Origin of the sequence: Micromonospora sp. NPDC049257 (assembly GCF_040678915.1) — a bacterium.
In the GTDB taxonomy this organism is placed as follows: Bacteria; Actinomycetota; Actinomycetes; order Mycobacteriales; family Micromonosporaceae; genus Micromonospora; species Micromonospora antibiotica.
The window spans coordinates 128,775-152,291 of record NZ_JBFAQU010000002.1; the positions used below are offsets into that span (position 1 = coordinate 128,775).

Annotated in this window: 23 protein-coding genes; 6 read left to right on the forward strand and 17 right to left on the reverse strand. The window is 70.8% G+C overall.

Going from position 1 to position 23,517, the window contains the following annotated elements; translation table 11 throughout:
* Positions 1-222: 222 nt before the first annotated feature.
* The 3 genes from AB0K25_RS04515 to AB0K25_RS04525 form a co-directional block, all read right to left on the reverse strand.
* Positions 223-621, reverse strand: a complete 399-nt coding sequence (locus tag AB0K25_RS04515; protein WP_357536914.1) for a hypothetical protein — start codon at positions 619-621, stop codon at positions 223-225.
* Between the two features lie 88 nt (positions 622-709).
* Positions 710-2,977 carry a M48 family metalloprotease gene (locus AB0K25_RS04520; RefSeq protein WP_363818828.1) on the reverse strand — a complete coding sequence of 756 codons (2,268 nt, stop codon included), beginning with the start codon at positions 2,975-2,977 and terminating at the stop codon, positions 710-712.
* A gap of 317 nt (positions 2,978-3,294) precedes the next feature.
* Positions 3,295-4,248, reverse strand: a complete 954-nt coding sequence (locus AB0K25_RS04525) for a LysR substrate-binding domain-containing protein (protein WP_363818421.1) — start codon at positions 4,246-4,248, stop codon at positions 3,295-3,297.
* A gap of 124 nt (positions 4,249-4,372) precedes the next feature.
* Here AB0K25_RS04525 and AB0K25_RS04530 point away from each other — a divergent pair, with 124 nt between their 5' ends.
* The gene (locus AB0K25_RS04530; RefSeq protein WP_357536917.1) at positions 4,373-5,317 is read left to right on the forward strand and encodes an FAD-dependent oxidoreductase; all 945 of its coding nucleotides are present in this window, start codon (positions 4,373-4,375) and stop codon (positions 5,315-5,317) included.
* Between the two features lie 85 nt (positions 5,318-5,402).
* Here AB0K25_RS04530 and AB0K25_RS04535 read toward each other — a convergent pair whose 3' ends face one another.
* Genes AB0K25_RS04535 through AB0K25_RS04545 form a run of 3 tightly spaced genes read right to left on the reverse strand, consistent with a single transcriptional unit; the run spans position 5,403 to position 7,487 of the window.
* A complete protein-coding gene (locus tag AB0K25_RS04535) occupies positions 5,403-6,884 on the reverse strand; it encodes a DUF3237 family protein (protein ID WP_363818424.1) in 1,482 nt (493 codons plus the stop codon).
* A gap of 49 nt (positions 6,885-6,933) precedes the next feature.
* Entirely contained in the window at positions 6,934-7,296 is a 363-nt protein-coding gene (locus tag AB0K25_RS04540) for a hypothetical protein (RefSeq protein ID WP_363818831.1), read from the reverse strand.
* Positions 7,296-7,487 carry a hypothetical protein gene (locus AB0K25_RS04545; RefSeq protein WP_219463829.1) on the reverse strand — a complete coding sequence of 64 codons (192 nt, stop codon included), beginning with the start codon at positions 7,485-7,487 and terminating at the stop codon, positions 7,296-7,298. The genes AB0K25_RS04540 and AB0K25_RS04545 overlap by 1 nt, the downstream gene beginning before the upstream one ends.
* Before the next feature lie 79 nt (positions 7,488-7,566).
* Between AB0K25_RS04545 and AB0K25_RS04550 the strand changes: the two genes are divergently transcribed.
* Positions 7,567-7,782, forward strand: coding sequence for a DNA-binding protein (locus AB0K25_RS04550; protein WP_219463832.1), 216 nt, complete (start codon positions 7,567-7,569; stop codon positions 7,780-7,782).
* 559 nt (positions 7,783-8,341) lie between these two features.
* Positions 8,342-9,061 (forward strand): trypsin-like serine protease, encoded by a 720-nt coding sequence (locus AB0K25_RS04555; RefSeq protein WP_357536921.1) that lies wholly within the window; start codon positions 8,342-8,344, stop codon positions 9,059-9,061.
* A gap of 159 nt (positions 9,062-9,220) precedes the next feature.
* Here the strand turns inward: AB0K25_RS04555 and AB0K25_RS04560 are convergent, their stop codons facing one another.
* From AB0K25_RS04560 to AB0K25_RS04590, 7 genes are all read right to left on the reverse strand, one after another.
* Positions 9,221-9,556, reverse strand: a complete 336-nt coding sequence (locus AB0K25_RS04560) for a DUF6204 family protein (RefSeq protein ID WP_219463836.1) — start codon at positions 9,554-9,556, stop codon at positions 9,221-9,223.
* Positions 9,557-9,743: 187 nt separating this feature from the next.
* Positions 9,744-11,234: a class I SAM-dependent DNA methyltransferase gene (locus tag AB0K25_RS04565; RefSeq protein WP_363818429.1), complete on the reverse strand. Its 1,491-nt coding sequence runs from the start codon at positions 11,232-11,234 to the stop codon at positions 9,744-9,746.
* 5 nt (positions 11,235-11,239) lie between these two features.
* Positions 11,240-12,688 (reverse strand): restriction endonuclease subunit S, encoded by a 1,449-nt coding sequence (locus tag AB0K25_RS04570; protein ID WP_363818432.1) that lies wholly within the window; start codon positions 12,686-12,688, stop codon positions 11,240-11,242.
* Positions 12,689-12,714: 26 nt separating this feature from the next.
* Positions 12,715-16,206: a DEAD/DEAH box helicase family protein gene (locus AB0K25_RS04575; RefSeq protein WP_363818435.1), complete on the reverse strand. Its 3,492-nt coding sequence runs from the start codon at positions 16,204-16,206 to the stop codon at positions 12,715-12,717.
* Positions 16,207-16,444: 238 nt separating this feature from the next.
* Positions 16,445-16,876: a hypothetical protein gene (locus AB0K25_RS04580; RefSeq protein ID WP_363818438.1), complete on the reverse strand. Its 432-nt coding sequence runs from the start codon at positions 16,874-16,876 to the stop codon at positions 16,445-16,447.
* A 200-nt stretch (positions 16,877-17,076) separates the two neighbouring features.
* A complete protein-coding gene (locus AB0K25_RS04585; protein ID WP_219463849.1) occupies positions 17,077-17,340 on the reverse strand; it encodes a DUF6244 family protein in 264 nt (87 codons plus the stop codon).
* A gap of 397 nt (positions 17,341-17,737) precedes the next feature.
* Positions 17,738-17,959, reverse strand: a complete 222-nt coding sequence (locus AB0K25_RS04590; protein WP_208570915.1) for a winged helix-turn-helix domain-containing protein — start codon at positions 17,957-17,959, stop codon at positions 17,738-17,740.
* Between the two features lie 308 nt (positions 17,960-18,267).
* Between AB0K25_RS04590 and AB0K25_RS04595 the strand changes: the two genes are divergently transcribed.
* Entirely contained in the window at positions 18,268-18,426 is a 159-nt protein-coding gene (locus tag AB0K25_RS04595; RefSeq protein WP_219463851.1) for a hypothetical protein, read from the forward strand.
* Entirely contained in the window at positions 18,423-18,791 is a 369-nt protein-coding gene (locus AB0K25_RS04600; protein WP_363818443.1) for a hypothetical protein, read from the forward strand. Before AB0K25_RS04595 ends, AB0K25_RS04600 begins: the two co-directional genes overlap by 4 nt.
* On the opposite strand, the gene AB0K25_RS04605 is transcribed toward AB0K25_RS04600, so the two are convergent.
* Both AB0K25_RS04605 and AB0K25_RS04610 read right to left on the reverse strand, forming a co-directional pair.
* Positions 18,760-19,014, reverse strand: coding sequence for a hypothetical protein (locus AB0K25_RS04605; protein WP_363818446.1), 255 nt, complete (start codon positions 19,012-19,014; stop codon positions 18,760-18,762). The two genes, AB0K25_RS04600 and AB0K25_RS04605, sit on opposite strands and share 32 nt — an antisense overlap.
* 98 nt (positions 19,015-19,112) lie before the next feature.
* A complete protein-coding gene (locus AB0K25_RS04610; protein WP_255597670.1) occupies positions 19,113-19,313 on the reverse strand; it encodes a hypothetical protein in 201 nt (66 codons plus the stop codon).
* A 416-nt stretch (positions 19,314-19,729) separates the two neighbouring features.
* On the opposite strand from AB0K25_RS04610, the gene AB0K25_RS04615 reads away from it, so the two are divergent.
* Positions 19,730-20,077, forward strand: a complete 348-nt coding sequence (locus tag AB0K25_RS04615; protein ID WP_208570917.1) for a hypothetical protein — start codon at positions 19,730-19,732, stop codon at positions 20,075-20,077.
* A 112-nt stretch (positions 20,078-20,189) separates the two neighbouring features.
* On the opposite strand, the gene AB0K25_RS04620 is transcribed toward AB0K25_RS04615, so the two are convergent.
* The gene (locus AB0K25_RS04620) at positions 20,190-20,924 is read right to left on the reverse strand and encodes a hypothetical protein (RefSeq protein ID WP_363818449.1); all 735 of its coding nucleotides are present in this window, start codon (positions 20,922-20,924) and stop codon (positions 20,190-20,192) included.
* Complete coding sequence (locus AB0K25_RS04625) at positions 20,925-23,441, reverse strand: FtsK/SpoIIIE domain-containing protein (RefSeq protein ID WP_219463854.1); 2,517 nt, start codon at positions 23,439-23,441, stop codon at positions 20,925-20,927.
* Positions 23,442-23,517 lie beyond the last annotated feature (76 nt).

Sequence of the window (23,517 nt, forward strand, 5' to 3'; positions counted from 1 at the left end):
CCGACGGGAGTTTTGTGTTTTCCGCCCCGGCAGCGCACCGCACCCCGGTTCCACCCCCCGCGCCGGCCACAGGCGGGGGGCGATGTAGCGGCATCCCAAGCTGCGGATGCCGCTACATCGCCCCCCTCGTTGAGCCCCGACGCGCCGAGCGCCGCACGCCGGGCGGGCCCGGGGGCGGGCGGGCCCGGGGCCCGGGTCGGCTCGGGGCAGGGTGGCGGTGGGTCAGCCGCCGGGGGTGATCTCGTTGCCGGGGTCGGTCGGGCGCAGCGCCCGCTGGGCCTCGTCGAACAGCTTCGCCGCGTCGGTACGGCCGTTGACCTGGATCTCCACCTCGGAGTCGCCCACCTGGAGCCGGATGCTCACCTCGGTCCGCTGCTGGTCCACCCAGCTCTGCACCAGGTTGAACAGGCCGGGCAGCAACCCCTGGGCCACCACCGCGATGATCACCGCGTCGCTGAAACCGGCCCGGCCACCGGCCCCGCCCCCCGGGCCTGCGTCGCGGACCAGGGCCCGGTAGCGCGGGTCGCGGTGCAGCCAGGCCAGCAGCGGCACCCGGTGCGGCCCGGCGGCACGCGGGGCCAGCACCAGCCGGGCCGGGGCGGTGGAACGGGGGGCGGTCATCTCGATCTCCCTATCAGTCGTCGCCACGGTGCGACCCGGCACCGGACGGCACCGTCGACACCGGGTGGCTCAGTCGGCACACGCCGGCTCAGTCGTCACCGGGTTGGAAGGTCAGCTTGCCGTCGACCACCGACAGCACACCGCTGACCCCGACCGTCTGGGTGTCGCTGAACGGGGTGGTCCCGAAGTAGCCGACGGTGCTGCCGGTGGCCCGCGCCGACCCCTGCGACTCGTACGCGGTGGAGACCCGCGCGGTGGTCGGGCCGGTCAGGGTCAGCTCGATCCTCGGGTATTCGGTGATCTTCCAGGCGATCTTCTTCACCGTCGAACCGCCGCTGTAGTAGCGCAGCGGGCAGCCCGGTGGCGCGGCCACCGCCTGCGCCGCGCAGCCGTCCAGGTAGGACCGCACGCTCTGTTCCGCCGCCGCCAGCGCCTCGGGTCGCAGGGTGGGCGTCAGCTCCGCGCCGCTCACGCTCTGCTGCCCGGGTACGACGTAGACCACCCGGGGCGCCGTCTCGCTGAGCGCGTTGCTCTCCCCCGCGACCGTGTACGCCCCGGGCAGCAGCGGTACCGCCACCCCCTCCTCACCGGTGGGTGCGGGCACCCCGTTGACGGTCAGCGGGGCCGGGCCGCCGGGCAGGGTCAGGGTCGCCGGGGCGGCGTCGAGGTGCCAGCGGTGGAACAGCCCGAGCACGGCGGAGTCGTCGCGGCGCAACGGCAGCTCGGCGGTCAGCTTCCGCCCGGCGAGGGTGTAGGCGACCGTCGCGACCGCCTCGTCGCCGTCGCGTTCCACCCCCGTCACGGAGACGTCGGTGGGCGGGCGGTAGTCCTTCGCCGCCACCATCCGGGCGAGCTGCCCGCTGTCGCCCAGCGCCGCCCGCACGCCGGGGGTGAGCCGTTCGAGCGCCTCGGGGGCGTCGTGGTCGTCCAGGGCCGCGAAGTAGTCGCTGACGGCCGCCTGGGGACGGAAGAACGCCCACTGGGTCGCCGTCAACCCCCCGCCGAGGCAGCTCACCAGCACCAACGCGCCGACCAGCAGTAGCGCCCGGCGGGAACCGACCGTCGCACCCGTCGTACCGCCGAACAGCTCGTCGAGGCCGCGTGCGGTGGCCGCGCGGTCGGTGGCCGGGTCGGGGACGGGGTGGTCCAGCCGGTCCAGGCGCAGCTCGGACGGCGGGTGGGTGGCGCAGACCGCCTCGTCCCAGCCGCTGCGCCCGGTCTCGAAGGAGCGCCGCCGCTCCAGCATGGCGCGCATCCCCTCCCGGTGCCCGGCGAGCACCGCGCCGGTGTCGGCCCGGTACTCGGCGGCCCGGACGTCCCGGCGGTGGCAGGGCAGGACCAGGTAGCGCATGGTGAGCAGCACCGGCCAGAAGAACAGGAACACCACGAAGTCGGTGGCCGGGTGCGGGAACCGGCGCATCAGCCAGGCCGGCAGCGCATGCACCAGCACCAGCGGCAGGCCGACACCGCGGATGAACGCGCTGGTCACCTCGTCGCCGGTGCGCCAGTGCACCAGTTCGTGGCTGAGTAGCGCGGCGATCTCCTCGTCGGTGCAGTCGAGTACGGCGGTGCTCACCACCACGTGCCGGGCGTACGCGCGGGCGTTGGTCAGCACCGGGTCGTCCTCGATCAGCAGCCGGGGTTCACCGGGCAGGCCGAGCCGGGCCGCGCAGTCGCTCAGCAGCGGACGCAGCCGTTCGGCCTCGCGACGGCTGAGCAGACGCGCTCCGGAGACCCCCAGCAGCCACGGTTCCAGCAGCACCCGCCCGACGGTGTAGAGCAGCCCGACGAGGCCGGCGGCGACCACCATCCCGGCCAGGCCGGTGAAGAGGTTCGCCGGCTCGTCGAAGGCGTTGCGCCAGGGCAGCACCAGGATGGCCAGGAAACCGACCAGGGCACCGAGCGCGAACCCGGCGAACCCGCCGACCACCCCGCCGGAACGTGCCACGAAGGCTTCCAGCAGCGGCCCGACCAGCGGGGCGTCCCGCAGCAGCGCCGGCACCGCCTCCTCGGACTGGGTGCCCCCGGCGATCAGCCCGTAGAGGCCGAGGGCGAGGCCGCCCCAGACGGCTGCCACCAGCGCCAACGGCACGTAGAACCAGGTGGCCAGGAACGAGCCGAGCACGCCCCGCCAGTCCCGCAGGATGCCGGCGCGCAACCAGACCAGGGCGCTCGGGTAGCCGGGCGGGCGGTGGGCGAACCGGTCCCCGGATTCGTCGGCGGGCGACCCGGCCACCGCCCCGGCGGTCGGCGCGGTCGGCGACCCGGCGGTCGGCGCGGTCGGCGACCCGGCCGGTGGCACGTTCCGGGCCGGGGCGGGGTCGACTTCGGGTCCGGGCTGCGGGGCGCTGTCCATGTCGGACACGTCAGGGCTCCTCGACTACAGCGTCACCTGCCGAAACGGCGGGACGATTCCATGGGCACGGCCGAACCACCCACGAGCAGAGTGGGACGATTCCACGAACACGGCGGTTCGTACGGGCCGTGGGAGGCAGCACATTACTCGCCGCGAATGCGCTCGGCGATTCATATTCACCGGCAGAAACGTCGGGACCGTCCATTGTCGGATATCCGTCCGAGTGTGCCGGGTTCGTCGAGCAATGGCGGCGAAACTGCGCCGGCGAACGGGTCCACACCCCCGCAGGATCCGACGCGACGACGACGCCTGACGGATCAGCAGGTGGCGAGCAGGGCGACGAGCCGACGGACGGCCGGGTCGGTGGTGCCGGTCCGCCAGGCCAGGGCCACGTCGACGGTCGGCACCGGGGCGGCGAAGCGCCGCAGGCGTACCCCCGGAACCTTCAGGGCACGGGCCCGGCCGGCCGGGACGGCCGCGACCACGTCGCCGCCGGCCACCGCGCGCAGCAACTGTTCGTCGTCGGGTTCCTGGCGGACCAGGTGGAAACCGCCGTCGGGCCACACCTGGGCGATGGTGCGGTCGAACATGCCGGGGCCGTTCGCCCGGGGCCACATCACCGCGGGCAGCCCGACCACCTCGGCCCGGCGCACCCGGGCCCGGCCGGCCGCGAGCGGATGCCCCACCGGCACCGCCAGCAGCAACTCCTCCCGGTCGACGGGGTGGCAGGTCAGCCCCGCCTCCGGTAGCGGCGGACGGACGAAGGCGACGTCGAGTCGACCGGTGAGCAGCCCGGTCACGTTGGGTGCGGTCCAGCCGGTCTCGGGGACGACCTCCACCTCGGGGTGCGCCGCCCGGAACCGGGCCACCAGCGCGTCCACCCGACCACCCCGGGCCGAGCGGGTGTAAGCCAACCGCAGGCGACCGCCGCGCCCACCGACCAGGTCCCGGATGCGGGCGGTGGCGGCATCCACCTCGGCGAGCAGCCGACGGGCCTCACCTGCCACCTGCGCGCCCACCCCGGTCAGCGTGCAGCCGTGACTGTCCCGGTGCAGCAGGGTCACCCCGAGCTGCCGTTCGAGGGCGCGGATCTGCTGGCTGAGCGCCGGTTGGGCGATCCGCAGCCGGGCGGCGGCCCGGGTGAAGTGCAGCTCGTCGGCGAGCACCACGAAGTACCGCCACCGGCGCAGGTCCCACCCGTCCCGCCCTGGGTCCGGCCGGTCCCGGTCGTGGTCCGGTCGGGTCGGACCGGTGATCGGTGGTGCCCCCATCCAGGGAGCATAAGCGGCACTTATCGCCGGCCGCCGATTCTGTCTTGGACCGGTCCGTCGGGTCGGGGAGACGATCCAGGTCCGGTCGTCCGAACTGCGGGCGGCACCGACGGGGAGGTCGACGATGGACACGGACGTGCTGGTGGTCGGGGGCGGGATCATCGGGTTGACGGCGGCGGTGCGGCTGCGGGAGCGGGGCGTACGGGTGACGCTGCTGACCGCCGACCCGCCCGCCGACACGGTGTCGGCGGTGGCCGCCGCCGTCTGGTATCCCAGCCACACCGACGCCGACCCCCGGGTGCTGCGCTGGGCCACCGACACGCATACGGAGCTGGGCCGGCAGGCCACCGCCGGGGTGCCCGGGGTGGTGGCCCGGCCGACCCGGATGCTGCTGCGCCGGCCGGGGGTGGGCCCGCCGTGGTGGGCGGCGGCGACCGGCGACCTGGTGACCGGGCCGGGCTTCGGCCCGTACGCGGCGCAGCTGCGGTTCACCGCCCCGACGGTGGAGATGTCGCCCTATCTGGACTGGCTGCGGGACCGGTTCACGGCCGCCGGTGGGGTGCTCCGGGCCGGTCGGCTCGACCGCCTCGACGACGGCTTCGCCCTCGCCCCGACCGTGGTCAACGCCACCGGCCTGGCCGCCGGCCGACTCGCCGACGACCCGGCGGTGCACCCGGTACGCGGGCACCTGGTGCTGGTGGCGAATCCGGGCCTGACCACCTCGGTCCGCGACGAGGAGAACCCGGCCGGGATCACCTACGTGCACCCGCGCCGGCACGACGTGGTGCTCGGCGGCACCTTCGAGCCGGACGAGTGGGACACCGGGCCCGACCCGGCCACCTCGGCGGCGATCCGGGCCCGGTGCGTGGCGCTGGTGCCGGAGCTGGCCGACGCCCCCGTGCTGGGGGTGCGGGTCGGGTTGCGGCCGGCCCGGCACGGTGGGCCGAGGGTGGCGGTGCGGGCCGCGCCGGGGCGGCGGCTGGTGCACGCGTACGGCCACGGGGGTGCCGGGGTGACGCTGTCCTGGGGGTGCGCCGACGAGGTGGCCCGGTTGGCGCTGGACACCTGAGCGGTGCCACCCGGCCCCGCCCCACCAGGGGGACCGTGGGACGGGGCCGGGCGTCGGGGCGGAGGGGCGGGCACCCTCCCCCGCGCTAGCGGCGTTCGTAGAAGGTGATGCTCACGCCGCCGGGGGCGGAGCCCGGGTCGGAGCTGAGCCAGGTGTTGGCGTTGAGGAAGGCGTACGGGCCGGCGGCGCGGGCCTCGAACGTCGGCACCAGCCGGCCGAACGCCCCGCAGTTGCGGACCAGGATCAGCTCCCGGTCGTTGGTGGACAGCACGTACCGGGCGTCGAGCGTGCTGGTCGCGCCGATGAGCTGGTAGTCCGCCCCGCCGGGCAGGACGGTCCCGGTCACCCGGCCGGTCATGGTGCCGCCGGTGATGGGGATGATGTTGCGGGTGCCGCGCTTGCTGGCCCCGACCGAGACGCTGGCCCCGAGCGTGACGGTCTCGGTGAACACCGCCGAGCCCCGGGTGCCGCTGCCGGTCAGGCAGTCCCACGACTGGTTGGCCGTCCCGGCCGGGTCGCGTAGCTGCACGCGCGGGTCGGCCGGGGACACCCCGGCGACGTCGTACACGGCCAGGGTGAGGGTGTTCGTCGCGGTGTCGACGGTCCGGGTGCCGACGTACGTCCCGGTGTTCAACCAGGCGTACGCGCTGGAGTTCGGGGCCTCGAAGTCGGGCACGATCCGCACGGTGGACTCGCCGGCCGGTGCGACACCGCAGGTGCGCAGGTAGATGGGGGTGCCGTCGCCGGTGCGCAGGATGGCGACCTGTTCCAGCTCGGTCGCGCCGGTGCCGAGGGTGAGTTCGAGGTCGAGGCCGCCGGTGAGGATGGTGCCGTTGATCCGGTCCCCGGTGATCGTGCCGCCCCTGATGTCGAGGATGCGGCGGTGGCCGTACTGGGTGACGCCGACGTCGCGGATCGCGCCGAGTTGGGCGGTGGCGCGGAAGACCAGCCGGCCACGGGTCGGGGGCACGATGCCGGCGGACCGGCCGCAGGTCCAGGACGGGTCGGGCACGATGGTCGCCTCCGCGCCGCTCGGGGTGGTGCTCGGGGTGGGTGGCGGTGGGGTGCTCGGCGGCGGGGTGGTCGGGGTGGGCGGCGGCGTGGTGGGTGGCGGGGTGCCCGGGGTGGGCGTGGTCGGTGTCGTGGGCGTGGTGCTGCCGGTGCAGGGGGTGCCGTTGAGCGCGAAGTCGGTCGGTGCCGGGTTGCTGGCGTTGTTCCACGAGCCGTTGAAGCCGAACGACGTGCTCGCCCCGGTGCCGAGTGCGGCGTTCCAGGTGGTGTTGCCGACGGTGACCCGGCCGCCGTTCTGGGTGACGGTGCCGTTCCAGTACTGGGTGATCTGCTGCCCGGCGGTGAACGACCAGGTGAGCTGCCAACCGTTGAGCGGGTCACCGAGGTTGGTGACGGCGACGTTGGCCCCGAACCCGCCGTTCCACTGGCTGGAGACCGTGTAGGTCACCCGGCAGCCGGTGGCGGCGGAGGCCGAGGTGGCGACCCCGACGACGCCGACCAGGGTGGCGGCGGCAAGCGCTCCCGCGAGCAGGGGCCGCCGGTGTACGAGCCTCATCTGGTCCTCCCGCATCGACGGCACGACGCCGCGCACGCACGGTTATGTTTCAACCAGTGTCTCGATCGGACAAACTTCTGTCAATCGACGTATCTCGATTAGGTTGCCGTGGTCGACTCCTCCGGACACCGGGCGGCGCGGGTCGCGGCGAAGGAACGATCCGGGAGGTGGGGACCGGCCCGGGGCGACTCTGAGCCGGGCTCGGGAGCTGGAGTTCGGCCGGCTGGACGTAGATCGAGCGGCGGGCCACCGCGTCACCCTTGGCGTTGATCTGGTAGCCGTCGAGCCAGGCCCAACCGTCGTACGTGATCCACTCGGTGCGGACCCGGATCAGGCGGAACAGGATCGGCCTGACGAACTGCGGGCTCGCCTTCCGCGTCACCTGCACCAGCACCCCGGCCCGCAGCGCGATCATCGCGGCCCCTCCTGGCCCGGCCAGTGCCGCTGGTTGATCGGGATGCGGTGCCGGTAACGGCAGGGCAGTTCGTTGCCGCACCGGCAGACGAACCGCCACCGCCGCCACGACCACGCCGGCCGGTGCCGCCGCGCCAACGTCATCGCCGTGGCGAGCAGATACTCGTGGTAGGACACTCGTCGTGACATACCGACACGGTCCCTGGTGGAGGTTTAGTCAGATGGCAATAGCCGATCGCAAAGTAGGCGACTCGCTACCGTCAGCCACATGAGTCGTGACCCGGTGCTGCTGATGGGTCCGTACGAGATCGCCCAGCGGATGGGTGTCTCGCGGCAGCGGTTCCAGCAGCTCACCCGGCATCCCACCTTCCCGCGGCCCTACCAGGAGCTACGCGGCATGAAGGTGTGGCTGGCCGAGGACGTCGAAGAGTGGATCACGAAGCACCGGCCGCCGCGCCCCACCGAGGACGACACCCCGGAGTGACCGGCCGCACCTCGGCGCACGACCGTTCGTCGCCGGCACTCACGACGTACGCGACACAGTCGGATCTTGGCGGGAGTGGGTCGGACGCCCACGGCAACGTCCCCGCCGTCGGAGGTCAACAGTGATTGTGGAGAGTTCTTGTCGCCCTGGCGACAAGAACTCTCCACGAAGAAGACCGAGGGCCGGCCTTCGCCAGCGACGAGACGAACAGCGCGCGTACGGCGGAACGGCGCGTCGCGGGGTGGCCCGTCTCGGCAGGACGGTGTCGGAGCTGGGCGTTGCGCAGCTCCTGTTTGCCGGCTCCGACTCCCCTGTTCCCCGCCGGCCCGTTCGACGTGCTCGACGCGGATGTCTTCCATCGCACGTGGCAGGTGGTCGCCCTTCGTTCCCCCAGGCATGTCCCGTACCGCCGACCCGGAACGGCGTACCCCCGGATTGTTAAATCTTGGGGCCGGCACATAGCTGATCTTGTTTGCCGGATTGGCCTCCCCTACGCTCCCTTCTGCCGGCCCACGCCAACCGCGTCCATGGCCCACGCAAAGCCTGCCCGAGGAGCACAATGCTGCCCAGATCCACCTTCTTCGCAGGCAGGCGCCTTGCCGCCGTGGCCGTGACGCTGACAACCACGCTGCTTGCCGTCATGGTCGGGCAACCGGCGAGCGCAATCATCGACGGCACCACCAGTGGCAACCTGACGGGCCAGGTGAACATCTGGATCAACAACGGCGCGTCGTTCCAGTGCACGGGTTCCCTGATCGGCGAAAGATACGTGCTGACCGCAGAACACTGCCTGGTCAGTCCGATTACCAGCATGCGCATCTGGACCGGGAACCGAGCCCCGAAACAGGGTCAGCAGATCGCTGTCGACGGTTACGCGGCGGCGGAGAAGGGCTACGACATCGCCATCCTGCACCTTGCCGGGCCGGTCAAGCAGACACAGAACATCGTCAAATACAGTGCCGGCCCTGGGATCATCAAAGCCGGCGTGAACGTGGCCGTGCGCGGCTGGGGCCGCGAAAGCCGGACCGGCACCGGCCCCAGCCCGTCACTGAAGGTCTGCTCGATGAAGGTCGAGTCCTCCGTTGCCGACGTCTTCCAGATCAAGAGGATCAACGGAGTAACCGCAAAGGGCGATTCCGGCGCGGGGGTCTGGGACGGAAGTCTGATCCGAGGTGTCGTCTCCACCGGGGACGAGCAGGCCTACACGAACGCGGTGCCGACCGCGCTCGTCGCTGACTGGATCTATGCGAAGACCAACGTCCGGGGCGTCACCTCCTGAGCGGCGACTGATCAGGTCACGACCACTGCGGCGGGCCGATCCTGGGATTCCCTGGATCGGCCCGCCCGGCGTTTACGCGTCACCACCGGGAGCGCTGCGGAAGCGGCGGCCAGCCGGGCAGCCCCACGCATGTGCATGCCGATGACCGGGTCCGACCGGCTACCCGCGTGCCCGGTGGCGGATCTTGATGTCGTCGAGGTCGGTCGCCACCGACCGGAGGTCACGGTGGTCGACACCGAGTGCCGCGACGGCTGCTGCGGCAAGCGTTTCCGCCCGCCCGATCACGACCGCCTCCCCGTCCTCCTCGGTGGCCGGGATCAGGCAGCGGAAGGTGAACGCGAGCAGGGACCGCTCATAGGTCACCGTGCCCTCTTCGGTGAACTTCGCCCGGAACACCTCATGCTCATCGGCTCTCGCGAGCAGCGCGGCACGCTGCACGTCGCCGAGCGGCGCGAACTTGCCGCGCACGATGACCTGATAGGTCTTACCGGCCATGGTGGGGACCTCCGGCTCTGCTGAGCACGACGACATCGGATGGGCGGCGAGCTGGTGCGCCCGGAAGGAAGACGGACAGGCCACCGGGCAACACGCCACTGACCGGCCGGTACGGTACGCGCTGGCGACCCTACCGGGAGGGCCACCAGCACGCCTACGCTTTTCCCCAGCGGTGCGCCTGCACGGCTCAGTCGGCGTCGACCCGGGAGCCTGTCGCGCCGAGGGCTTCGGCGATGGCGGCGAACTCGCGTAGGGCCGCCTGGAGGTCCTCGACGATCTCCTGGGCGATCACCTCGGGTGGCAGCAGCGCGTCGGCGTCCTCCAGGGAGGCGTCCTTGAGCCAGGTGATGTCCAGGTTCACCTTGTCGCGCGCGATCAGCTCGTCATAGGAGAACGCGCGGAAGCGCTCGGTCGGCACCCGCTCGGAGCGGTCCTTGCCGGGCAGGTAGCAGTCGACGAAGTCCTGGAGGTGCTCCCGGCGCAGCGGGTTCTGCTTGAGCGTGAAGTGCTGGTTGGTGCGGAAGTCGTACACCCAGAGGTTTTGGGTCCAGGGTTGTTCGCGGGCGCGCTTGCGCTCGAAGAACAGCACGTTGGCCTTGACACCACCGGCGTAGAAGATGCCGGTGGGCAGGCGCAGCATGGTGTGCAGGTCGTACTGCTTGAGCAGCCGGCGGCGGATGGTCTCCCCCGCGCCGCCTTCGAACAGCACGTTGTCGGGCAGGACGACCGCCGCCCGGCCGTCGATCTCCAACAGCGCGGCGATGTGCTGGACGAAGTTGAGCTGCTTGTTGGCGGTGGTGGCCCAGAAGTCGGCGCGTTCGATCTCGCGTTCCTCGCGGGAGGAGCGGCCGTCCTCCCCCACCATCCGGATCGACGAGCTGCGCCCGAACGGCGGGTTGGCGAGCACCAGGCTGACCCGCTGGTCAGGCTCCCGGCCGAGTGCGTCGCGCACGGTGATCAGCGACGGGCCGTTGGGGGTGCCGATGCCGTGCAGCAGCATGTTCATCGCCGCCAGCCGGGCGGTGCCGTCGACCAGCTCGGTGCCGGTGATCGCGCCGTGGGCGAGCCGTCGCCGCTGGTCGGGGGTGAGGGTGCTGCCGTGGTGACGCTGGATGTGGTCGTAGGCGGCGAGCAGGAACCCGCCGGTGCCGCAGGCCGGGTCGGTGATCGTGTCGTCGGGGGTGGGCAGCATGCAGTCGACCATCGCGGCGGTCAACGCACGCGGGGTGAAGTATTGCCCCGCGCCGGATTTCGCGTCCTCCGCGCCCTTGGCCAGCAACTCCTCGTAGGCGTCGCCCTTGACGTCGACCCCGGTGCCCGACCATTCCTGCTTGTCGATCAGGTCGACGATCAGCCGCTTGAGCTTCGCCGGGTCCTGGATCTTGTTCTGCGCCTTGCGGAAGATGGTGCCGAGGGTGCCACCCTCCCGGGCCAGCCCGGTGAGGATGTGCCGGTATTGCACCTCCAGGTCGTCGCCCTCGGCGTCCAGCAGGGTCTGCCAGCTCAGCTCGTCGGGGACGATCTGCTCCGGCCGGAACGTCCGGTTGGCCCGCTCGTCGGCCATCTTGAGGAACAGCAAATAGGTCAACTGCTCCACATAATCGATGGTCGACACGCCGTCGTCGCGCAGCACGTCACAGTAGTTCCAGAGCTTCTGCACCAGACGGCGCGAATCCACAGTGCTCACAGTGGCAAGGTCTCCTGCTGGTAGTCGTCGCCGGTCACCCTGGTCGGCGGTGCCGCCAACTCCCTGGGGGTACGCCGGGAGCGCGTCCGCTGCTTCGGGATGGTGGCCGCCCGCTCGGCCCTGATCCGGGCGAGCAGTTCAGCGGCCGGCTCGTCGTCCGGATCCTGCGGCACGAGCCGCCCGGCGAACGCCTCCGCCAACAACGAGGACACCAGTCCTGCGGATCGTTTTACCGCACGCCCCAGTTCAAGGACTAAACGATCATTTGCAGAGAACGCCTCGTGCGCAACTTCAACGATCCGCACCTGCTCTTCAACCGGGGGAACTGGAATCCGGATTTCGCGAATCATACCTCGATTCAAGGCAAGCTGATTTCCACCCGCAGCAGCACGCCGCGTCTGGTCATATCGCGCCATCAGAAAAATGTATACGTACTCGGGGAGGATTGGAGTTTTTGACACGCGAATTGAAGCACAATTTTGGTTATGGGCAGCTTCGATGTCAAGGATCGCCACCTGACCCCGTGTTTTACCTTCCCCAATCATAGCGAGAAGCAAGGTACCCGGAGGGTGCAGCCTGGTAGCAGTATTGCCAATAGCTTGCAGAGCGATTTTCTCTCTCGTGCCCTGAATTCGCCCAAAAGCGACCTCCCCGCTTGACACCCACGGCACATCGCCCTGCCACAGTGTCGAATCCGACCTACTCGGAGTAAAGCCAACAAAAATCTCGAAGAGGTCTCCTAGAGTCGACCACACCCACGAAGCAGGAACAGCCCAGTCACCTTCGGAAAGAATTCCGCCCTGCCCGGCAATTTTCTCTACTAGATGATTCGCGGAAACAGCAGCCGAGTCATTCGATACAAGTGAACCACGGACTGCGGTTGTTGCAGTTGCTTGACGGTGGGACGCCAACTTCGCTAAGGCAGAATCGAGACAAGCATCCGCCTCCTCGATCTTCGACAGATACCCCTCCACAGCCGCGACAATTCGGCGCTGCTCGGCGAGCGGCGGCAACAGCAACGGCCACGACGACAAGCGAGCAGCACCAATATGGTGGATGCCAACCCCTCGCGAGGGTTCTACAAAGGCACCTCGAATTGCCTCATGGCGCAGAAGGTGAAGTAGGAATCGAGGATCTGGACCATAGCTCCGAACTCGAAGTAAGGTATTCTGAATGCAGCAATCTTCGATCTCCCCACTCCAAAGGGCTGGCTTACCAACCTCACCGGGGCTTCCAGATGCTTCACTGAGGACGATATCCCCTTGGCGAAGCCTATAGATTTCCGCTTCGCCATCTGTGAAGTTCATCTGCTTGACGTCGTCAAGCTTAAGGCCATTCCAATCTACGTTCGCTGCCCGTAAATAGGGGCGCATTTGTGTACCGATGTGGTTCTTTGGGGAGCGCTGACGGCCGAGACGAACCTCAGCTACCTCGTCGAGTCTCACCCGCACCCAACCGGGCGGTAGGTCGGTCACGCGGACAGCTCCTGGTTGAGTTCGGTGAGGAGGGGTTCGGCGCGGTTGCCGAAGGCGCCCGCGTACCCGTCGATGCCGCCGCGTTCGGTGAAGGGTGCCCCTTCCAGGTCGTCGGGGGTGATCTCCACGCTGACCGCTATCACGTCCTTGATCCTCTCCAGCCACCACACCTGATCGGCAGTGAAGGTAGCGCCCGCCTGCTGTTGCCGCAGCAGCCACCCACGGAAACGCTCCTCTGTGGCCGTACGAAATGGACGCAATTCCTGGTCGTGGCCCAGTTCGTAGCGGATCAGGGCGACCAGGTCGGTCACCCCGCGCGCCCCGGACTGCTCGGCGGTGCGGCCGAGCAGCACGTACGCCTGCCACAGCGACTCCGGGGTCCACGCCTGCGGGGGCCGGGCGATCCGGGCCGCGAGCTCCTTGAGCTGTTCGTAGCTGACCCGGCCCTTGCCCTCGTAGAACACCTGCAACCCGGTGATCTCGTCGCGGTGCTGTTCCAGGTAGTCGTGCCAGCTCCGCACGGTCACCTGGGCGCGTTCGGCGGCGGGCACCCCGGCCGCCGACACCAGCTTGTCGACGTTGACCTCGTCGATGGTGATGTCGTGGGCGCGGCGGATCTCCAGGATGCGGTCGCGGAGCTGCGGGTTCGCAGCCAACGGGCGCAGCGCCCCGGCCAGCAGGTCACGGACGGCGTCCGGCCCGGCCTGGGTCGCCGGGTTGAGCTGTTCGGGGGCGACGGCGTCGACCAGGCCCCGGACGATGCCGGTGAGCGGCTGCCCGCCCAGCTCCGCCAACTCGGCGCGTTCGTCGTCGGTGAGTTGCCGGTCGAGGCGGGACAACCGGGACGCCAGGGTGGCCACCTCGTTGGCGTCGGCGGTGAGGGTGCCGGCCTTGCGCAGCAGGTCACGCAGCGAGATCTGCTGTTCGGTGTGCCGTTGCAGCGGCACCGCCTCGTCCAGGTCGGCCTCGGTGACGCCTACCGCGTCGACGATGACGAACCGGTCCTTCACCTGGGCGTCCGGGGTGACGGACTGGAAGTCGGCCGGGTCGATGGTGCGTGCCCCACGCCCCTTCATCTGCTCGAAGTAGGTGGCGCTGCGCACCGGCCGGAGGAAGAACACACACTCCAGCGGGCGTACGTCGGTGCCGGTGGCGATCATGTCGACGGTGACCGCGACCCGCATCTCCGGGCTGTTGCGGAACGCCTGGATGAGGGTGTCGGGGTTGTCGCCGTCCCGCCGGGAGGAATAGGTGATCTTTCTGGCGAACTCGTTGCCGCGCCCGAACACCTCCCGGACCATGGCGACGATCTCCTCGGCGTGGTTGTCGTCACGCGCGAAGATCAGCGTCTTGGGCACCGTGGAACGGCCGGGGAAGATCTCGGTGAACAGCCGCTCGCGGAAGGTCTCCAGCACCAGCCGCAACTGCCCCTTCGAGATCACCGACCGGCCGACCTGGCGGCCCGCGTACGTGAAGTCGTCCTCCAGCTCCTGGTAGCGCTCGGCGCGGGTGCGGCGGTCGCGCAGCGGCACGACCGTGCCGGCCTCGATCTTCTGCCCGCCCTCGGTGATCTCGGTCTTGATCCGGTAGACGTCGAAGTTGACGTTCACCCCGTCGGCGACCGCCTGCTCGTAGGTGTATTCGGACACCAGGTTCTGCTGGAAGAAGCCGAGGGTCTGCTTCACCGGCGTCGCGGTCAGCCCCACCACGAAGGCGTCGAAATACTCGATCACGGCACGCCACTTGCCATAGATCGAGCGGTGACACTCGTCCACCACGATCAGGTCGAACGTCTCCGGCGGCAATTGCGGGTTGTAACCCACCTCGGCCGGGGAGTCCAGGTCGTAGCTGTCGTACGCCCGGTCGTCCAGGTCGACGTCGGGTAGTTCGACGCCGCGCAGCGCCCCGTGGAGGCGCTGGATCGTGGAGATCACCACGTTCGACGAGTCCAGCAGGCCGACCCCGGAGAGCCGGTCCACCGTGTACAGCTCGGTGAACTTCCGCCCGTCGTCGGGGGTCTGGTAGCCGGCGTACTCGCGCAGGGTCTGCTTGCCGAGGTTGTTCCGGTCGACCAGGAACAGGATGCGGCGGGCACGGGCGTGCTTGAGCAGCCGGTAGCTGCTGGTGACCGCGGTGAAGGTCTTGCCCGCCCCGGTCGCCATCTGGATCAACGCCCGGGGCCGGGCATCGGCCAGCGAGCGTTCCAGGCCGTCGACCGCGTCGATCTGCGCCGGGCGCAGACCCAGCCGGTCCAGCGCCGGCATCCGGCGCAGCCGGGCACGCAGCGTCGGGGCCTCCGGCTCGTCGTCCGCCTCCCGCATCCACCGGGCGAGCGTCTCCGGCCGATGGAACGCGAACACCTCCCGGGTACGCGGAAACGGGTCGAGCTGGTTGACGAAAGCGGTCTCCGTGCCGGTGGCGACGTATCCGAACGGCAGTGCCGCCTCCCGCCGCCACGCGCTGAGCCGCTGCTCGGCGGTCAACCCGTTGAGGTAGCGGTCGAGCTGCGCCTCCACCCCACGCGGGGCGGTGCCCTCCCGCTTGGCCTCGATCACCCCGACCAGCCGCTGGTTGACATAGAGCAGATAGTCGGCGCGGCCCGTCGCCAGGGTCACCTCGCGCACCGCGACACCGACGCCCGCGTACAGGTTGAGCTGGTTCTCGTCCTGGACCTGCCAACCGGCGGCGGTGAGCTGACGGTCGATCTCGACCCGGGTCTGCGCCTCGTTCAGCGGCTCCTGGGAGGCGCGGCGGGCGCGGGCGATGAAATCCTCCCGCTTGGCGGCGGACACCGTCACCGGCTGCGCACTGTCGAATGCCTGCTGCGCCGCCTCGGCGGCCGGTTCGAGACTGGCGACCAACGCGGCGGCCTGCGGGCGTCGGGCGTCGGCGTCCCGCACCGCCTGCTCGGCGGCATCCGTCGCGGCGGCCTGGGCCAGCGCCAGCGACGGTTGCCCGTCCAGCAACAGCTTCGTCTGGGCAAGCTCCTGCTTGTACCGTTCGATCTCGGCGCGCAGCCCCTCGGCAATCGACACCGGGACCTGCGCCGGAGGCGGGGTCGGGGGCACGAAGCCACGCGGGGAACGGTCGTCGGTCAACGCCCGGTGGTACCAGACGCCCAGCTCGAAACAGGTCCGCAGCAGCGCCAGTGCCTCACGGACCTCGCCGAGGTGGTCGTGGACCGCCCGGTTGCCGGTGTCCCGCAGGCGGTCGAAGGCGGCGTAGACCTTCGCGGTGACGGCACCCGAGGTGTGCAACGCCTGCACCTGGTGAAAGAAGGTGTCCTTGGCCGGGGTGACCTGGGTACGCCGTACCAGGTCCCGGGCGAGGACGTCACCGAACGCGCGGGCCTTGAACATCGCCGACTGCGCGTCGACGTAGACGAGCAGTTCCGCCCCGGCGCCGTACCAGACCAGCAGCGGATGGTCCGCCAAGAACCCGAAGTTGGCAGACTGCTCCGCCAGGCGGCGTACCTCTCGATGATCCACGACTCTCCACGTCCATAGCCGACGGTGAACACGTCAGAATATGAACGGGTGTACATTTTCGGAACCTGGTGCGTTATCGGAAACCCGACAACGTCGGGACACGGGCGACGTCGGGACACGGGCGACGTCGGGACACGGGCGACGTCGGGACAGACTGTGCGGGGAAGGTCTTATGCCACAGCGTCATGAATATGCCTGACAGGCATAACCCTCCCCCAGGAATCATCCCCGCCCGGGGTCAGCCGTGGGGTAGCTCCCTGATGGAGCTGGCGACCTCGATCGACGCCTCCGCATCGAACCGGTCGACATCCACCAGCACGTCGACCGCGAGCCCCGGTCGGACCAGCCAGAACGCCTCGCCCCCGCCGGTCAACCCGACGCCGTCACCGCGCCCGAACTCGGCAAGCGGCCACTCAGCGGAATCCCGCTCGTGGTACCCGGCCAGGAAATCGCGCACCTGCAACAGCGTGGTCAGCCGTTCCCCCCGCAACACGTGCACCCGCAGGTCGACCCGGTAGCCGTCCTCCACCGCACGTTCCCAGACCCGGCTGGCGAAGCTGACGTCCTCCCACTCGGAAGCGAAGTCCGACACCAGTTCCCCGGCCCCTTCCGGCACCCACCCGACGTGGAACCCGTCCAGATCGCCACCGTCACGCCCCTGCACCGTCATCCCCCACCGCCTCGATCGTGTCCAACTGGTCGACCGCCAGCGCCGAGGCTGGCGGTGGAACTGACTTCGCGAAGAATCGACACCACGAATCCGGCGGATCACACCGCCCGCACGCGTTACGCCAGCGGCCATCCGGCAGATCGGTGGCCACACGGGCAACCCGACCACGGCCGGCCCGCCCACACCGGTCGCAGGGCCACTTAATTACCCAGCGCGCGTACCTTGGAGATCGTCTCCTGGAGCTGCTGGTAGGCCGGCTGACCGCCCTGCGTGGCCTGGGCGAGCGCCTGCCGGTAGCTGTCGATCACGCCGATCAGCGGGCCGGCGGCGACGCCCTGCAACGCCCCGGCGACCAGGGAACGCGCCTCGGCGGCGTCCTGTGCGGCCGCTGCCGTCTTCGCCCGCGCCTCGTCCAGCTTCTGCGAGGCCGCCGCCAGCTTCGCGAGCATCTCCGCCGCGCTCACACACGCTCCCCCCTGGCCTGTCGACACACCACAGTCACGCCGCCGCACCGACGATGACCACAGAGAGCCTACGAGGTGAACACCGAACGCAGCCACCCCCCACCGGGACCACCCCCACGCGGTACGGGTGACCACCGCCAATGCCCGGCCCACGCAAAGGCCCCACTGGCCGCCCCCGCCCGGCTAACCCCGCTGGGCTACCCCCGCTCGGCTAACCCCGCTCGGTTAGGCCGCCACCTGCGGCCAAGATCGTGCTCGATCCACGATGTAGTGGCCTCGTAACGCCCGCGGGGATGCCACTACAACCAGGAAGTAGCACGATCTTGGCGTCGGCGTCGACATGGGGCGTCGCCGTGGGGCGTCGGCGTGGCAGGGCACGGGGTGTGGGGCATCCCGGTCACTCCCGCTCGGCGACAAACACCCCAAGCCCGTGGACACCCTGCACCCATCCCTGCGTCTGCAAGACGAGAATGGCTTGCCGCACGACGGTCGTCGAGACGCCGTGCTCAGTCTTGAGCTGCATGGTGGAGGGCAACTGGTCCCCTGGCGCAAGCTCTCCTGATTCGATCTGCCCACGGATCTGGTCCGCGAGTTGTTGCCACTTGGGCTTGACGGGCATGTGTGTACTCCCAGGTCTGCCCCGCCATTCGATCACGTGCCACTACTCGTGACAAGTAACGTGTTGTCGTGCTTGCCTTGCGTGACTAGATGTGTAAAGCTCCCATCGATCGGCTCCCAGGTCTGCAAACCCGGAGCTGGTCGGTTCCGCACCCGCACAGAGCGCCCGGTCGGGTCATCCCCCCGACCCGACCGGGCGTGCCACCACCTGCCCACACGCCCCGACCACTTGTGCACCACCCTCACCAAGATCAGATTGCGATTTTGTACACGACACGCCGAGGGGAGTACGCAAATCGCAATCTGATCTTGAGCGCCAGTCGCTCAAGCAACTGGACCAGCACCGTGCAGCTGACCGTCGCCCCCGACGGCGCGCTCCAGCCACCAGACCCCGCCGAGACTCACCGGATCCGGCTCAACACCCACCAGCCCTCGCCCGAGGAGACCGACCTGGAGGTACCCCGATGAACGACCGACCCGACCACCACCCCAGCCGACGACAGCACGACAACCAGCGACCACACGACAACGAGCGAGCACAGGGCGACCAGCGAGCACAGGGCGACCAGCGAGCACAGGACAGCCAGCGAGCGCACGACAACCGCCGTCCGTACGACAGCAACGCGTCGGACGCCGACCTGCCCTCGGAGTCCGGCGGCGACCTCGGCCTGCTCGTCTCCGACCAGGACGTCGAGGACGCCGACGACATCCTGTTCGCCCATCCCCCGCGCGTGGTGACCCGCCGGGTCTGCGGCTGTGGCGCGGACTACCCCTGCGAGCAGGTGAGGTACGCCCGACTGATCAAGGCCGCCGCGCCGAGGGGACGCCGGTGAACGCCGCCGAGCTGCGCCGGTACGCCGCCGGGCGGGCCGCCGAGGCATGGCGGACGTTGGCCGACCACCGCATCGAGACGTACACCGGGATCTGTCGGGGGTGCGGCCGGGGCTGCTCCCCGCCGAGGTGGGCGACCGGCACCAACTCGATCCCGACCCGGCGCAGGCGAAACAGGTACCGACCGTGCGGCCCGGCGGTGACCACGTCGGCAACAGCAGCCACGGAGGGCTTACCGCCCGACCTCTCCGGTGGTCGTCCCCGTACGAAAGACCACCGGGAAAGCGGAGGCACCGAATTCGGGAGATCAGAAGAGGCGGAGGTCAGCAGACGTTCGCCGTATTCCAACTCACCTTCGTCACGCCCATTGGTACATAGAAGAATCCGTCGCCGGGGGTAGCACAGTCCGTGCCGGTCATAATCGTTCCGGCAGAGTTGAAGCGCCAGCTGATCGCGGCGTTTCGGTTCGTGTAGTTGTAGTAGTTGAAACCCGTGATGTTGCCGGTCCACTCGGTGGTGGTCACCAGGGACGGAGTCTCCGTAGGGACCCCGTTCGGGTGATCCCAGTGGGGCCAGACGCAGAATGTGCCCGGCTGGCAGTTCCCGGGCGGATAGACGCCGGCCCCCAGCTGGGGTGCCGCCGAGGCAGGAGGGGCCACAGCCAGCACACCGGCGACGACCCCGGCGATGGCGAAGGATTTCAACAGCACGGCTACCTACTCCCATTGATGCTGGTGGATCGAAATCTCAAGCTACCGCCGGAAAGTTGCACGGTCAAGTACCTGACGCTCGCGGGGTGCCGGCAGGAAACTCGGGCCACCCGGCGGCAGCAATCAGTGACGAGGTTGTTGACACGGGGAATACAATCGATCCAGATCAATTCATTGCGGGGTGAACGAGCTCCGGCCCCGTTCCTGGACACCGTGAGGAAGGGAAGCTCATGCGCAGTTTCACCAGCCGAATCGCTGCGGGTCTCGCCGCCGCATTGATCACCACACTGGCCGTAACGATACCGGCGTCGCCCGCAGCCGCTGTCGAGACGCTCAAGGTCCCCGACGTCGGCCTCGTCTTCTACCAGGCCACCACGCAGATCATCGTCGGCAGACAGGCCACGCCCGACGGCATCTGCCGCCCGGTCCCGGCAGAGGCGATCTGGGCGATCGGCTGGAACGGCTTCGGTTCCGTCTCCGGCTACCGGACCTCCGACTGCACCGGTACCGCGTCCGAGCTGAACAACTTCCACAGCTGGCCGTACGAGGGCTACTACCTCTCCTACCGGGCCGGCTGACCAGCGTTCCCGGTGGTCGTTCGCACACGAGCACCGGGACGAGGTCCCTTCTTCACCGCCGCCGCAACGACCACCACCGCCGCAGCAACCGCCACCGGCCCCGCCAGGCACCTCACCGCACGACGCGGAACAGCAGCAGGGTCACGCAGTACGCCAGCGGCACCAGCAGGACGCAGACGACGAAGCCGAGCGGGGCGTACCGGGGCGGATCGGTGCTGGCCAGTGCCGGCCGTCCCCACCGCCCGAGGATCAACCAGCCGGCGACGAAGGAGATCAGCGGCAGCCCGGCGCAGGTCAGCGCGCCCAGGGTGAAGCCGTCGACCACGCCGATGCCGTTGGCGACCACCAGCACCAGCATGACCAGTGCCCCGACGGCGGCACAGCCGGCGTAGACGGCGACCGCGCGGGCGGTCGGTGACCAGGTGGGCAGCAGAGCAGGCCGCTGGGCCAACGCCTCGGCCTGCTGCCCCAGCCGGTCCGCCTCGTCGACCAGCCGCCCGGTCTCCGCCAGCACCACCGCCGGATCGCCGTCCACCCCGGACCCGCCGGGAGCCGTGCCCGCCCCGGGGGCGGGCCCCGGGGCCGAACCGGAGCCGACGGCGGGACCCGCACCGGCCCCGGGGACCGGCCCCGGACCGGGGGTCGGGTCGGCCACGGCAGGTAGGCCGGCGGCGGCGGCGAGCTGGGTGAGGCGCTGTTCCTGGGCGGCCAGCCGCTGACCGAGCTGGGTCACCCCGGCGTGCAGGCTCCGGCGGCGTTCCGCCTCGGCGGCGGCACCCCGCTCACCCTCGCGGATCCGGGCGGAGAGCTGCCGGACGGCCGCCGCGTAGTCGTCGTAGCCGGCCACTCAGCGTTCCTCCTCGTCGGGCTGGTGTCCGGGGCGGACGAACGGCACGATCACCGTGCGCCGCTGGGCGTGCCGGTCGACCAGCAGGGCCCGGTTGGGGCGAGGGGTCCACACCAGATCGGTCACCCCGAGATACAGCCCGAGATCGTCGGCGGGCACGTTCAACGCCACCAGGCAGGCCACGTCGTCGCGGTTCTGGCTACCACCGAGGTCGTCGGCGAGCCGACGCAGCCCCCGCCACCAGCCGAGCAGGTGCACCCCACGCCCCGGCCCCTCCCCCAGCAGCGCCCGCAGGTCGTCGTGGCCGGTGCGGTAGGTGTCGGGGTCGGCGGCGGCGAGCACCGCGCCGGCCGCGTCCACCCCGAAGACCACCAGGTACGTCCGGCCGCGCTCGCCGGGGCCGGCGGTCAGCGCACCGATGCGGGCCCGCAGGCCGGCCGCGTCGACCTGGGTCACCTGGTGTCCGGCGGCCTTCAACCCGGCAGCCGTGTCGTCGGCGAGTTCGTCGGCGGCCGACACCAGCGGGACCAGCACGAACTCGGCCTCGCCGGGGCGGTGCTGGCCGGCCAGGCTCAACGCGGCGGCCCGCAGCACGTGCCCGCCGGTCGCCGAGGTGCCCACCACGGCCAGGTGCCGGCCGGGGGAGGCGTCCAGGTCGAACCGGGCGGTGCTGCCGACCACGTCGACCGTCCGGCCCACCAGCACCGCCGGGCGGCGGGTCACGGCGGCGGCCGGCATCGGCTCGTCCTCCACGTGGGCGGTGGCGTAGCCCCGGAAGACCGCGGGCGGGCCGGTGTCGTCGGGGCGGGCGTCCCACAGTTCGTAGCGCAGCCGGGCGAGCTGGCGGGCGTCGGCGTGCGCGTCGGGGAACCGCAGCAGGGTGTCCGCGCCGGCCGCCCCGGCGGCGGTGTTGACCAGCGCCGTGCCGATCCGGGTCGGGCCGGTCACGGTGGCCCGGGGGCCGAGCACCGGCTCACCGCCGGGCAGCGCCACCCGCAGCGCGAACTGCCCGAACAGCGACTCGGCCCGGCCGTACAGGGCCTCCACGCCGCTGGTGCTCTGACTGGCCAGCACCAGGTGCACCCCGTACGAGCGGCCCTTGCGGGCCAGCTCCTCCAGCAGGTCGACGGCTTCCCGGGCCAGCCGGTCGTTGCCGGCGAACAGCACGTGGAACTCGTCGATCACGGCCACCGTGCGGGGCACCGGTTCGGTGTCCGGCAGGTCGGCGAGCTTGGTCACCCCGTGCCGCTTGAACAGCCCGGCCCGCCGGCCCAGCTCCCGGCGCAGCTCCCGCAGCACGGCCAGGCCGTACTCCCGGTCGGATTCGACGCCGACGGCCCGCGCGTGCGGCAGGAACGACGGGTCCCGTTCGGTGGGGACGAACTCGGTGAAGCTGACCCCCTCCTTGAAGTCGAGCAGCCACAGCTGAAGCTCGGCCGGGGAGTAGCGGGCCGCCAGGCCGTAGAGCACGTCGAGCAGGAAGACCGTCTTGCCCGCGCCGGTGCGGCCACCGACCAGCCAGTGCGGCGTCGCGTCGTCGAAGGCCAGCACCACCGGGGTACGACCCGAGCGGCCGACCACGGTCCGCAGGCCGGCGCGGGCGGACTCGCTCCAGCGCCGCTCGGGCAGCAGGTCGGCCAGGTGCAGGGCGGTGTCCCGGCGCACCTGCGCGCCCAACTGGTCGGCCAACGCCTGGACCGCCCCGGCGGGCGGATCGCCGTCGAGCAGCACCGGCACGGGCAGGCCGGTGCCGTCGGCGCTGAACGGTTGCCCCGGCGGGTCGCCGATGCGGGCGTAGCGTTCGTCGAGGCGTACCTCGGTGGTGCCGCCCAGCGCGGGTGGGACCTGCCCGGGCGTGGTCACCGCGCGCCCGGCGAACAGCACGCACACCCCGGCGGTCGGGCCGGCGTGGGTCAGCGCGGCGAGCCGGGCCAGCTCCCGCGGACCGGGCGCGGACGCGGCCACCACCAGCAGCAGTTCCGGTTCCCCCGCACCGGCCTGGGCGGCGCGGGCGTGCGCCTCGGCGGTGTCCAGCAACGCGCCGATCTCCGCCTCGGTGGTGGCGACCCCACCGAGCACCCCGGCGTCGCGCAGCGGGCGCAGCGGAATGAAGGTGGCACCCCACGCGGCCGGGTCGATACCGACCACCCGCACGCTGCCCGGCGTGGCCGTGCTGAGCAGCCGCAGCACCAGCACCCGCAGCAGCACCGCCACCCGGGGATCGCGGGCGTCCCGGTCGACCGCCAGGTGCCGGCCGGCACCCAACGGCAGCAGCAGCGGGAACCGTCCGTCCGCCGTGGACGCCTCCCCGATGCGCACCGGGGCGGGGCCGCCGTCCGCCGGTGGGGCGGCCAGCGTGTCGGCGAGCCGGGCCAGTCGGGCGACCAGGTCGGCGGTGCGTTCCGGGACGGGCTCCCCGGTCAGCCGGTCCAGCAGCGCACGGGCCGCCGTCCACCGCTGCCGGGCCTGCCGGTGCGCGGCGACCGCCTGCCCGTACGCCGATGCGAGCCTGCCCACCCACTGCTCCCCACCGCCGCGCTGACGAATCGAGGGAACCCTAGCGCCCCGGCCGGTCGGCACGCACGACCCGCCC

What these genes read in the sequence shown, in the direction of transcription:
- AB0K25_RS04580 (WP_363818438.1), bottom strand. Translation starts at nt 16,876, where the DNA reads ATGACGGTGCAGGGGCGTGACGGTGGCGATCTGGACGGGTTCCACGTC.
- AB0K25_RS04590 (WP_208570915.1), bottom strand. Translation starts at nt 17,959, where the DNA reads ATGCCCGTCAAGCCCAAGTGGCAACAACTCGCGGACCAGATCCGTGGG.
- AB0K25_RS04555 (WP_357536921.1), top strand. Translation starts at nt 8,342, where the DNA reads ATGCTGCCCAGATCCACCTTCTTCGCAGGCAGGCGCCTTGCCGCCGTG.
- AB0K25_RS04515 (WP_357536914.1), bottom strand. Translation starts at nt 621, where the DNA reads ATGACCGCCCCCCGTTCCACCGCCCCGGCCCGGCTGGTGCTGGCCCCG.
- AB0K25_RS04520 (WP_363818828.1), bottom strand. Translation starts at nt 2,977, where the DNA reads ATGGACAGCGCCCCGCAGCCCGGACCCGAAGTCGACCCCGCCCCGGCC.
- AB0K25_RS04545 (WP_219463829.1), bottom strand. Translation starts at nt 7,487, where the DNA reads ATGTCACGACGAGTGTCCTACCACGAGTATCTGCTCGCCACGGCGATG.
- AB0K25_RS04615 (WP_208570917.1), top strand. Translation starts at nt 19,730, where the DNA reads ATGCGCAGTTTCACCAGCCGAATCGCTGCGGGTCTCGCCGCCGCATTG.
- AB0K25_RS04535 (WP_363818424.1), bottom strand. Translation starts at nt 6,884, where the DNA reads ATGAGGCTCGTACACCGGCGGCCCCTGCTCGCGGGAGCGCTTGCCGCC.
- AB0K25_RS04530 (WP_357536917.1), top strand. Translation starts at nt 4,373, where the DNA reads ATGGACACGGACGTGCTGGTGGTCGGGGGCGGGATCATCGGGTTGACG.
- AB0K25_RS04600 (WP_363818443.1), top strand. Translation starts at nt 18,423, where the DNA reads ATGAACGACCGACCCGACCACCACCCCAGCCGACGACAGCACGACAAC.
- AB0K25_RS04560 (WP_219463836.1), bottom strand. Translation starts at nt 9,556, where the DNA reads ATGGCCGGTAAGACCTATCAGGTCATCGTGCGCGGCAAGTTCGCGCCG.
- AB0K25_RS04550 (WP_219463832.1), top strand. Translation starts at nt 7,567, where the DNA reads ATGAGTCGTGACCCGGTGCTGCTGATGGGTCCGTACGAGATCGCCCAG.
- AB0K25_RS04525 (WP_363818421.1), bottom strand. Translation starts at nt 4,248, where the DNA reads ATGGGGGCACCACCGATCACCGGTCCGACCCGACCGGACCACGACCGG.